A 9,966-nucleotide genomic window follows, 5' to 3' on the forward strand; every position below is an offset into this window, starting at 1 on the left:
ATGGAACGCTTACGCCTGGAAGCCAACCGTACGAGTCAGTCACAGAATAAGTTAAAATCGTCTGATTAGGAGGGTATCCTTATGGTCGCGCTAAAACCCATCTTTCGATAGGACTTGCCAGGGCGGTCATTGAGCTAGGCAAACGCACCAAGTTCTTCTCCGCCACTGGCTTGGTTCAACAGCTACAGCAGGCGAAGCTACAGCTCGTGCTACCCGCTATGCTCAAACGCCTCGACCGCTACGACTTACTGGTGATTGATGACTTGGGCTACGTCAAGAAGTCTGAGGCTGAAACCTCTGTGCTTTTTGAGTTGATTGCCCATCGCTACGAGCGCAAGAGCTTGCTTATCACAGCAAATCAGCCATTTAGCCAGTGGAACGATATCTTCGCTGACGACATGATGACAGTTGCCGCTGTTGACAGGCTCATTCACCATGCGTTGATTGTCGAGATCCACTCTGAGAGCTACCGAAAGCGGTCTGCCGCAAAACGCGGCGAAGATGCCAAAGCCCCAGCTAACAAAGAGGATAGCTCCTGGCGATCGTAGGTGTCGCGCCGTTGGCGAAGCCTCTCCCACAGAGAATCATAGGTGTCGTTTAAATGTGGAGGAAAAACCCTTGCTCTAATCCAGTCGTTTTATAGCTGTCGTCTAGGCGCACATGTAGTTGACATTTGATACTCGGACGCTAAACACGTACAAGGGAACACCCTTTATCCCTCTTGTGATAAGGGCTGTAGCTATTTTACATGCTCTAAAGGGAACACTCTGCACAACCCATTATTTTGATACAAAGGGAACACCCTCAATCTATATCTACGCAAGGGCTTTAGACAATATTATGCTGTTGAAGGGAACACTCCCTTGAATGACGACTGGACGGCAGAAACTGCCAGGACTGAGTAGCCAAAAATGAGTGCGGCACTAAAGCCTTCTTTGCCCAAGCCATCGATCTTCAGGAGGATGTGCCAGAGACGGTTGCCACCGATGGTCTGGCTTCCTATCCTCGGGCGATTGAGGAAGAACTGGGCCAAGATATCCAGCACGAGGTGCGTCCCTGCACGGCCAATCCGGTGGAGCAGAGCCATCGGCGCATTAAGCACCGCTATTACCCAACCTTGGGCTTTGGCGAGTTTGATGCGGCGCAGTGGTTCTGCCGCGCGGTGGATGAAGTGGGCAACTTTCTGAGGCCGCGCTCCCAAATGGCAGAATTCGTGTGTCTAAGTGAGCGCAGGCAGCGATTCGTGAAAGGTGTCGAGAAACTGGAAGCGTTGTTCAAGGCTGCTTAGGCCAGATTGAAAGGGGGTGCGATCGCTTTGAGGCTGATTCGCCCCTATTTAGCTACCCAGATCTGACGGATTCAATCAATCCCTAAGTCGTGTTGTTAGACGACCAGCGCTTGTCCGGTACACCAATACACCATCAGACAACCCTGCACAAAGCCCAGAAAGAGAGTTAGCGCGTCGTTCCAGCTGTCGTTGTCGCGGCTCAGTTTGGCCAGGATAATGAACAGCGGAAAAATGGGCAGGGTGTAGCGGGCCATAGAGTCGATGCCTGCGGACAAGGGAATTAGCAGAGAGTACATGCACAATAACCAGTAGGCAAAGCCGATTTTTTTGTAATGAAGGGTGGAAAGGGCTAGGGCGGTCACGCTAAAGCTCAGCTCTAGCAATATTCTGGCATTCCCCTGAGCCAGACCCTGCTTGAGGGCCTTCCAGAGCACCACCAAGGGATTCAGAATTTGCCGATCCCAGGCAGCCTGGTTGGTTTTGAAGTAGAAAAAGTCGCCCGTTTGTTGATAGCTGAACAGGCCAAAGCAGATCATGCCTACCGGCACGAGGGCGAGCCAGAGCACATCCAGGCGAATGCGGTTGAATTTGAAGTCGATGCTGCGCAGATATTCCCAGGCGAGAGGTAAGACGATGAGCACGCCGAGGGTGCGGGTGGCGGAAAGCAGCGCGCCTGCTAGGCCTACTGCGAGCCAATGGCGGCGCTTTGCCAGATAAAAGCACAGCAGACAGAGGAAAAGGTAGAGCGATTCGGTGAAGAGGCCGGAGAAGATGAAGGAAACCGGGTAGAGGAAGAGGAATTTGACAGAGAGACGGGCGGTTTTGCGATCGCTATTCCCCTCCACCAGTTTGTAAAGCAGGTAGCAGGCTCCCAACAGACACAAATTAGAAACGATCAGCCCGGCAATGTAATAGTTGCCCCCCAGAAGGGTGCCCAGGCCTTTCATCAGCATGGGATAGAGCGGGAAGAAGGGAAAGTTGGTTTGATCTGGGCTATCAGGAATGGCCCCAGCAGCAGAGTAACCGTTTTGGACAATGTCCATGTACCAGAACGAGTCCCACACGCCCCAAATATCTAGCCATTTAAAGGATGACCAGCTAAATTGCTTGCCATAGCCCGTCTCGGTGAGAGAGTGGGCCATCAGACCAATCAGGATAAGGGCTAAGCGGGTGAGCAGAAAGAGGCTGGCAATATAGCGAAATTCTGTGAATACCTGTCGGGGTGGAAGGGCTCGCTTAGGTTGACTAGATTGACGGATGTGGTTCAAAAACATGAGGATTAAGGTGGTACTTCAAGAATCAGACAGATACCTTCAGACGGCGTTATCAAGTTTTAGAAGGATTAGAACGCGGGACTAAGACAACACGTAAACAGTCGCCGTCTGAAGCTCTAGAAACAGGGTGGCTGGCCGGGCAATCGGCTGATTGTCTCGAATTTCGAAGGTCGGCCATAATTCCGGCTGGACTTTGGGGCCAGTGTCGGCAAAGTCGGCAGTTTGGTAGTCTGGGTAGTCTAGATAGTTGCCTGCGAGGTGAATAATTCTTTTGGGATGAATGACGTAGTCGCCCGCCTGACAATTGCTAACGGCGGCTATTCCCTGGCGGGTAACGTAGGTGTCAATGTAGCGGTATTGATTGTGCTCGGAGCGATTGCGGGCGATACGCGGGCTACAAAGTCTCGCACCTTCAGGCAGATGGGCTATCACTTGAGCGACTTCTCGGGTGTTCATCAGCCGTTTGGGGCCGTACTTAGCAGCCATGAACTGGGCGTCGTGGGATAGGTTCTGCCAGCAGGAGAGGGCAATAAAGACCGCAATGGCTGAGTGGTAGTAGATCGCCCGACTCCCCTGAAAATCTGCATAGGCCAAAGTGATCGCCGTTATCACAATGGGGGTCATCAATATGAGACTTCTGTAGTAGGCAGCAGTTTGGCCCGGATCGAGATTGCTCGCGGCCAACAACAACAATCCCCACGTGGCCAACCACACTAACCAAATATCTTGATCGCCTCGGAATTTTAAGAAAGCAACGCTGCTGATCATCGTGATCGCCAAAGCCAAAATGACAGCGGCTGCAACCGAGGTATTCCAAAAGTACACCTGCCGAACGCTGTTGAGATAGTGCAGCAAAAAATTTATGCCTTTCTCGCCCAGGGCGATCGCCAGAGATCTATCCTCATCGCTGCCGGAAACTGTCAGAATCGTTCGCACAATAGAGCGGGTGTTGCTAAAGCTACTTTGCAGTTCGCCAATCCAATAAGGCGCAAGGGCGATCGCCGCCGCGAGCAGACCCAGTCCAGGCAGCGCCAGCCGCAGGTTAGCACCCATCCCTTTAAAAACCTTCCCCATAAATGCCAGAGCCGTAATCATGTAAACAACAGGCATGACAAATAGAGCGGAAGTATGCAAGCTCACCAAAATCGCGAGGACAACCCCACTGGCAGTCCAGGCTGGAATTTGAACTTTCCAGGCAGACAGATGTTGGCACTGGATAGCATAGATAAGGGTGAAGAGCATCAAAAAGAACGGCATTGCGCTCGGATTCCACTGGAAATTGCTAATAAAAATATCGGCAAAGAGAAGGCTATACCAGAAACCTGACAAGCCGCTCAGAAAGAGCCGTTTGGAAAAATGAACGCCCGTTAGGAGCCTGTAGGTTAAGTAGATGAATAGCGGAATAGCCAAAAAAGAAAACAGGGCATTGGGGAAGGCCAGAAAGACTGGAGCCTGTCCTAGGAGCGTGAAGGGAAACACCAAATAGTAATAGAGGGGCGGAATGTGGAATCCAGCCAGGCCGAAGCCATAGGACTTAGGCCCCATCGCGGGCAACTCTCCTTGCCAAATATCCATCACCACAAACGCATCCCGAATTTGGTCGGGGTCGGGGCCAATATCAAAAGTCACGTACTGAAAAACGGCAAAGATGCGCGTAACCATCCCTGAGATAATCGCCAAGGCAATCAGGACCCATCCAACTCTTTTCAGAAATTTTTGATGCTTAGAGCCTGTCAGCTCGTGCTGAAGCGGGCGACGCCGTACAATTATTGCTTTCATCGTTGAGTCAGCTTGAGAAAGCTGTTGCTATCTGTGCTATTTGTAACTCACATCGAGTAGCAATAGAAAACGAAACAAAAAGATAGCATAGAGATATATCAATAAGCACATGAAAAGCTCTGCGGAAAAGCCCAGAGGCGGGGTTCATGCGAGAGTTACACTTTCCTAGCGATGGGTAGAGAGGTCGTCGAAACTACTCAAGCAGGGCGTATCACCTATCAGTCTGAACTGGTCAAATGCGTTAAGGCCAACTGCTGCTGCGCTACAGGTGAGAAGCTGCATGGCCCCTACTGGTATGGCTATAGCAAGGAAAACGGACGGCTCAAGAGTTGGTACGTTGGCATCACAAAAAGTACTAACTAACGGACAACTTGGAGCGCTTTTTACGGCCTTTTTTACGATGCTTTGTCGCGCATGAATGATCGGTCATGCCTGGGCACCAGCAGCAAACGGTGGCTTCACTCGATCAACCCTCCAAGACATCAGCGCTTGAGGCTACAAAATATCGATAAAACAGTACCCTCAACCATCGGTCTAAAGTAATTAAAAATAGATACTCTAGCCTGCTGCTATGAACTGTCTATGCGCATTATTCGTTCGGGGTGTGCGTTTTACCTTTGTCTCTATGTTTCACATCAGGTGAAATTTCAACAATAGGAAGTATGCTCCCAATCCCTTATTTTATAAAGAACCTGTGGATCGTATAAAACTGGCGAGATTGAGCTTGCGAACGCACCTAAAAGACTATCTCCTATTCGTAGAAGCACTTTTAGAATTTATAACGTATGCAAAACACATCAGTCTAAATCAAGCATACAAGCCTATTAATTGGGCTGACTTTTTAAGATTTAAAGCATACTGACGCAACGTATTCGATATACTCTGCGCCAGTAAAGTGTGACTAAAGCAGAAATCAAGTGCGATCGCACTAAGGGCGTCTGTTAGTTAGTACTTTTCTAAAAAGGCTCGATTTCGGTCTCTACATCCCAGTCTTCACAGGGCTTACAGCCTTATGGCTAGATTTTGCACGAGTCGGGGCCATACCCCCACTGAGCACACACCGCTCGTGCTCAGCCGCTCTAGCTCTCTGCGTTCCTGCTCCTTGAGCTCAATCTCTTTCCGGGGCATTGGCATCTATACGTTTCATTGTTTTACACTTATTGTACTAGGCACGATAGTGACCTCTCTCATCTATGGATTCAAGCTGGATGCCACGCAAAAAGAGAGCTGCCAGCCTGTTCGTTAGAATCTGCGAATTGATGTCATGCTGTTTAACGACTAATTGCTCATATATCGTCCAGTTGACTGTACCAACAATACTACTTACCAAAGTCTCTATTTCTACAGGTTGCATGGCTAAAAAATGCTGCTGCTGAATACCATCCTCTATGACCGAGCTTAGAATCCTTCGATAATTCGCTCTCGCTTCACTGAGCTGCCAGCAATTCCAAATTCCAAGATACGGACAAGCTCATCAGCGCTTCGTAGCTGATGAGCCATCAGCGAGGACAGCAATCAAGAAGTGTTTCTCATCTGTTTGGCAGACTTCTTCTTCTCATCGAGCATGAAGTCGAGCAATGCCGCCCAGCTCTCGAACCACAAGTACTTGGTGAGCGCCAGGATGTCTCGAAAGAAGCCTTTTCGAGTGCCCCGCTGCTGTCGAAGCCTTTGATAGGGCTCGTCGGCTAGATGTAGCACCGTATGAAACAAAAATGCTAGCAGATTCAGGGTCAATAAAAAGGCGGATAGGTGCTGTTGGCCATGCCCAAAGTTGTGTTTGAGATGGTAGCCTTTGGTTTTAAGCTCGTTGTGGTTCTCGTTTTCGGTCTTCCACCGGCAGCGACCAGCAGCGGCAATCTCAAAGGCTTGGGAGTCAGTGATGGGATGGTTGGTAACCCAACTATTGACATGGAGCACCTTCGCGTCCGATGGCTGCGACACCGTCAGCTCACACCAGTTGACCGACAGCGCAGGGGCTTTTGAGCGCAACGGGACATCATTGAGGTAGCGGACTTGCCAGACCTCATGGGTTCGACCCTGGCGCTGCGTCTGTTCAATAGTCTGGACGTTACCGTTAGCCGCATTGAAGGCAATCCAGTCATAGAGGGTCGGATGCGACTCAGGCAGACACACGAAGATAAAGTTGAAGCCCTCTGCTAAAGCCGCCTCGCACATTGGCTGACGACTGAAAAGGTCATCGCCGAGCAAGGTCACCGCCTGCTGCTCAAATATCGCTGGCGCTGAGCCGATCCACCGTTTCGCCGCAGCTTGTTCACAATCCTGCTTGCTGTGACCGTCTTGAGGGGTGATAAACGCAGGCGGCAGCGAGACCACAGCCGCTTGACCTGGCGCGACAATCACCGGCAGCAGCGCTTTGTGAGAATAGCTCACCTGCCCATTGCGATGGGTGCGCGTCGAACAACAAGGGCAACTTACCTTCTGTGAGCTGTAGTATTCGGTGCCGTCCAGCGCCACCAGCAGGTTATCGTCGAGTTGCTTGAACCGCTCTAAGTATCCCCGCCCCTGAAGGCTTCGATAGACGCTCACGAACACGCTAAACAACCCTCGGGCCGCTAGCTGGTCAAGGATGTTACGAATCTGCTCTACGCTCGGTATCTGCGCTAGCCCAAACAAGCTCTGGGCATTGTCCCGACCGCTGCGGCTGTTTAACTGGCGCTGATACTCTAGAAACGATTCGCTCTGCATAAAAAAGGCCGAAAATGCCCCCAGCACTGCATCCCTGACGCTGTAGCTAGTCGCATTGCTGGGTTGGCGCGGGTCGCCCATCTCGTCAATCGCGCTGCTCAAGCTGTCTAACAGGCTATCGAAACTGAGACTAGCGGGGGGCATCGGCTGTGTCCTAGCGGATTAGGGCTGCTGTGAACTTTACTCCATTTCTCGCTGAACGGCTGATACGTTTCTTCGCAAGCACTGTCCGTTAGTTGGAATTTGGAATTGCTGCTGAGCTGCTCAGTGGCCTGGTGGTCGCCATAGCCAATTTGCATAAAGAACAGCTTGGCTAGACCCCTATGCTTTTGAAAGTATGCCAGCGTCTGGACGATGACAGCCTTCAGTGATCGCTCTGGAGATGGCTCGCTAGCAATTGCATCTTCTATCAACGAGTGCAAGCTGCCCAGCCGATGAACCATCACAGCGGCTAGCAGATCGCGTTTGCTGCTGAAGTGTTTGTAAAACAGGCCCACAGAAACACCTGCCAATTCGGCTATCCGCTTCGGCTGTGCCTGGTCATAACCCTCACATAGTAACGTTTCCCCTGCCTCTAAGAGCGCTTGATACCGGCCTTCGATATCATACCGAGGCTTTTGAGTAGATTCGGTCAAGGCAGTTGTCTCGGCGATTTTTTGGAGGATAGGCTTGGCCAACGCAATCGCCTCTTTCATCGTGTTAAGCTACGCGAGTGAATATTATTCATTCGCTTTCTACAGCTTAGAGGAAATCTGATGGCTCAGCAAACATTTGTCACTGACAATGAGCGGCAATAGCTCAATCTAGAGGCGTTCCCAGGGGCTCAGCTTCTATCTCTAGCAGTGCCTGTGCCAGGGGGCTCTATCCATCGACTGCGCATGGACAAGGGAACGGTGATACCGATTCACTCCCATCCCTGCGATGAATACGTCTATGTTCTAGCTGGGAGTATTAAAACCGGGCCGCAAGTTTGCGCCACTGGCACCTTTTGGCATACGCCCGCACAGGTCGCCCAAGGGCCACACCAGGCTTTGTCAGATGTAGAGCTGCTCACCATTCGATTGGGCGCTATGGGGCACTTTGAGCAGAGCTAATGGCAGCACCACCATTACCAACACCGGCCCACCCTCACCTCACCGACCAGCAGTAAAAGGCGATCGCTTTCAGCAGGCTACGTCATCGCTCCCAGCAGGCTGAGCCATCGCTCTCCCGATAAGTACCACCCTACAGCATTGGTAATCTATTAATCTGGTTTTCTGGATTTCTGGATTTCTGGAATAGTAAACCTGCGCGGTGGCGTGGGCAATAACCAGCGCCCTTACCACCAGCTTCACCGCCCAAGGCCGCAGAGAAACCGGCACCACTGGCAGAGAAAAGCATTAGGGCAACTTACCGCGCTGAGCCATCAGGCTGGGTCACAGAGAAGGCTTTGCCAAAGACTAACTACGTTTGCGTTTGCCCATAGACCAGGCGATCGCTCCCTGTCGGCGCATACAGGTAAGGAGAGGTTGCTGTCGCTATTGGTGATCGCTTCCAGCGGGCTGTGCCATCGCATCCCCGATGAGGACTGTATCTTTACAACAGGCGACCGCTCTGGGTGGTAATCGTGTTTAATCACGACATCACATCACACAACCACAGGCAGACGGTGAGGTGGCGATTTTCTTGAAAGACTACGTGATCGCTTCTCTCCCTCGCCGCAGCACCCGCATCTGCGCCAACTATCCCAACGCGGCGTCAATGATTGGCACGCTGAGATGTGAAATTGAGGAAACCACCAGGGCTACTCACGACCGGGCTTCGCTGTATGGAGGCGATGGCGAAGCCCGCTGAAAGTGATCGCACGGCAGGAGGCCCATAGCGGTATTTGTCATCCTGATCCAAAAATAACTATGCAGTCCCTGGAAGAAGCACACCCATGACCTCAAAGCATATGGCCGCTAAGCAAGGCGATCCGGTGTCATAGGACTGAAAGCAGGATGCGCTTGACGATTGAGTAAACTGGGCTTATGTATCTGCAATCAAATTCAAAGTTTCCTGGCGGCAGTTCTGAGAGGCATGGCGAAAATGAAGACGAGTGTACATGGAATTCAGAGAGATTACTTTAAGTAGCTTCATCTGATAAATCCAACAGCTGCTGGTCAATCGTGCTAGGAAGCAAATAGAACAACGGAATCAGGATATAGAGAAATAAGCTCCCCCTCACCGTGACTAAAGATAAGAGCGCCGCAATCAGATACAGCGCAGGATAGCCAATGCTCCAAAAAGACGCTCGACGGATGAAATGACGGTCGATTTTGGGATGACGATGAAGATACTGTTTGACGATATAGAACCAGAGTAGGTTGTATACCGCTCCCGTCAGGGCCAGCGACAGCCCATAAAACATAACCACGGGTTGAAGCGTACTATATTCGCCGATGAGCTTAGTCACTTGAGTGTTGTGCTCTCATGAGAGAAAAATCATCATATCGCGTCTGAGGTAGACTAGGCGTTAGGTTCAAAGGTTTTGAGCAGGAGGTGAAGGATGCAGTTGCCGATTGTTGCGCCAGCGCCAGTGGTGAGCAAACATGCCGCAGCGTTTCGTCATTTGTTCAATGACGAGCGGGCCTATCAGCACTTCCAGCACTATTTAACCGGGCTCATCGTCTTAGAAAACAAAAGCCTATCGAATATCAGCCGCTGTACGTTGGCGAGCGCCGATAAAAGCAACCTATCGCGGTTTCTATCCTCAGCCCCGTGGCATCCGCCAGAGATGAACGATGCGCGTATCGAGTATGTGCTGAAGCAAACGATACTGCATCGACTCACCGCAGCAGGTTCTAGCTTTATCCTAGATGACACGATGTGTGAGCATGTCGGCAGTTTGTTTGAGTATATCGACCGCCACTACAATCACAGCAATAGCACCTACCCGCT

General features: G+C 51.1%; 9 protein-coding genes and 2 pseudogenes. 6 read left to right on the plus strand and 5 right to left on the minus strand.

From position 1 onward, the window contains the following. Positions 1–89: 89 nt before the first annotated feature. A pseudogene (locus tag CKL79_RS21270) lies at positions 90–548 on the plus strand (ATP-binding protein); the annotation flags it as partial. A 371-nt stretch (positions 549–919) separates the two neighbouring features. Continuing rightward, positions 920–1,288 (plus strand): annotated as a pseudogene (locus CKL79_RS21275) (DDE-type integrase/transposase/recombinase); the annotation flags it as partial. A gap of 95 nt (positions 1,289–1,383) precedes the next feature. Here CKL79_RS21275 and CKL79_RS21280 read toward each other — a convergent pair. Further along, positions 1,384–2,562 (minus strand): hypothetical protein, encoded by a 1,179-nt coding sequence (locus CKL79_RS21280; protein ID WP_121971549.1) that lies wholly within the window; start codon positions 2,560–2,562, stop codon positions 1,384–1,386. An 81-nt stretch (positions 2,563–2,643) separates the two neighbouring features. Then, positions 2,644–4,224, minus strand: coding sequence for a hypothetical protein (locus CKL79_RS21285; RefSeq protein WP_141242270.1), 1,581 nt, complete (start codon positions 4,222–4,224; stop codon positions 2,644–2,646). A 288-nt stretch (positions 4,225–4,512) separates the two neighbouring features. On the opposite strand from CKL79_RS21285, the gene CKL79_RS22955 reads away from it, so the two are divergent. Continuing rightward, a complete protein-coding gene (locus CKL79_RS22955) occupies positions 4,513–4,704 on the plus strand; it encodes a DUF6788 family protein (RefSeq protein WP_141242271.1) in 192 nt (63 codons plus the stop codon). A 1,152-nt stretch (positions 4,705–5,856) separates the two neighbouring features. Here the strand turns inward: CKL79_RS22955 and CKL79_RS21295 are convergent. Both CKL79_RS21295 and CKL79_RS21300 read right to left on the minus strand, forming a co-directional pair. Then, positions 5,857–7,191: an ISNCY family transposase gene (locus tag CKL79_RS21295; protein WP_121971552.1), complete on the minus strand. Its 1,335-nt coding sequence runs from the start codon at positions 7,189–7,191 to the stop codon at positions 5,857–5,859. Continuing rightward, on the minus strand, positions 7,155–7,742 hold the full coding sequence (locus CKL79_RS21300) for a TetR/AcrR family transcriptional regulator (protein ID WP_121971553.1): 588 nt from the start codon (positions 7,740–7,742) through the stop codon (positions 7,155–7,157). The genes CKL79_RS21295 and CKL79_RS21300 overlap by 37 nt, the downstream gene beginning before the upstream one ends. A 153-nt stretch (positions 7,743–7,895) precedes the next feature. Between CKL79_RS21300 and CKL79_RS21305 the strand changes: the two genes are divergently transcribed. Together CKL79_RS21305 and CKL79_RS21310 are read left to right on the plus strand one after the other, a co-directional pair. Then, entirely contained in the window at positions 7,896–8,141 is a 246-nt protein-coding gene (locus CKL79_RS21305; protein WP_205879174.1) for a hypothetical protein, read from the plus strand. A gap of 559 nt (positions 8,142–8,700) precedes the next feature. Further along, entirely contained in the window at positions 8,701–8,880 is a 180-nt protein-coding gene (locus CKL79_RS21310; RefSeq protein ID WP_121971554.1) for a hypothetical protein, read from the plus strand. Between the two features lie 271 nt (positions 8,881–9,151). Here CKL79_RS21310 and CKL79_RS21315 read toward each other — a convergent pair whose 3' ends face one another. Continuing rightward, positions 9,152–9,481 carry a hypothetical protein gene (locus CKL79_RS21315; RefSeq protein WP_141242272.1) on the minus strand — a complete coding sequence of 110 codons (330 nt, stop codon included), beginning with the start codon at positions 9,479–9,481 and terminating at the stop codon, positions 9,152–9,154. A gap of 93 nt (positions 9,482–9,574) precedes the next feature. Here CKL79_RS21315 and CKL79_RS21320 point away from each other — a divergent pair. Next, the coding region (locus CKL79_RS21320) for a transposase (protein WP_141242273.1) at positions 9,575–9,966 on the plus strand (392 nt) is incomplete at its 3' end.

Origin of the sequence: Leptolyngbya sp. BC1307 (genome assembly GCF_002286735.1) — a bacterium.
GTDB lineage: Bacteria > Cyanobacteriota > Cyanobacteriia > Phormidesmidales > Phormidesmidaceae > Phormidesmis.

Excerpts from the sequence above, each read along its gene's own strand:
- CKL79_RS21300 (WP_121971553.1), bottom strand. The coding sequence starts at position 7,742 with ATGAAAGAGGCGATTGCGTTGGCCAAGCCTATCCTCCAAAAAATCGCC.
- CKL79_RS22955 (WP_141242271.1), top strand. The coding sequence starts at position 4,513 with ATGGGTAGAGAGGTCGTCGAAACTACTCAAGCAGGGCGTATCACCTAT.
- CKL79_RS21295 (WP_121971552.1), bottom strand. The coding sequence starts at position 7,191 with ATGCCCCCCGCTAGTCTCAGTTTCGATAGCCTGTTAGACAGCTTGAGC.
- CKL79_RS21285 (WP_141242270.1), bottom strand. The coding sequence starts at position 4,224 with ATGGTTACGCGCATCTTTGCCGTTTTTCAGTACGTGACTTTTGATATT.
- CKL79_RS21280 (WP_121971549.1), bottom strand. The coding sequence starts at position 2,562 with ATGTTTTTGAACCACATCCGTCAATCTAGTCAACCTAAGCGAGCCCTT.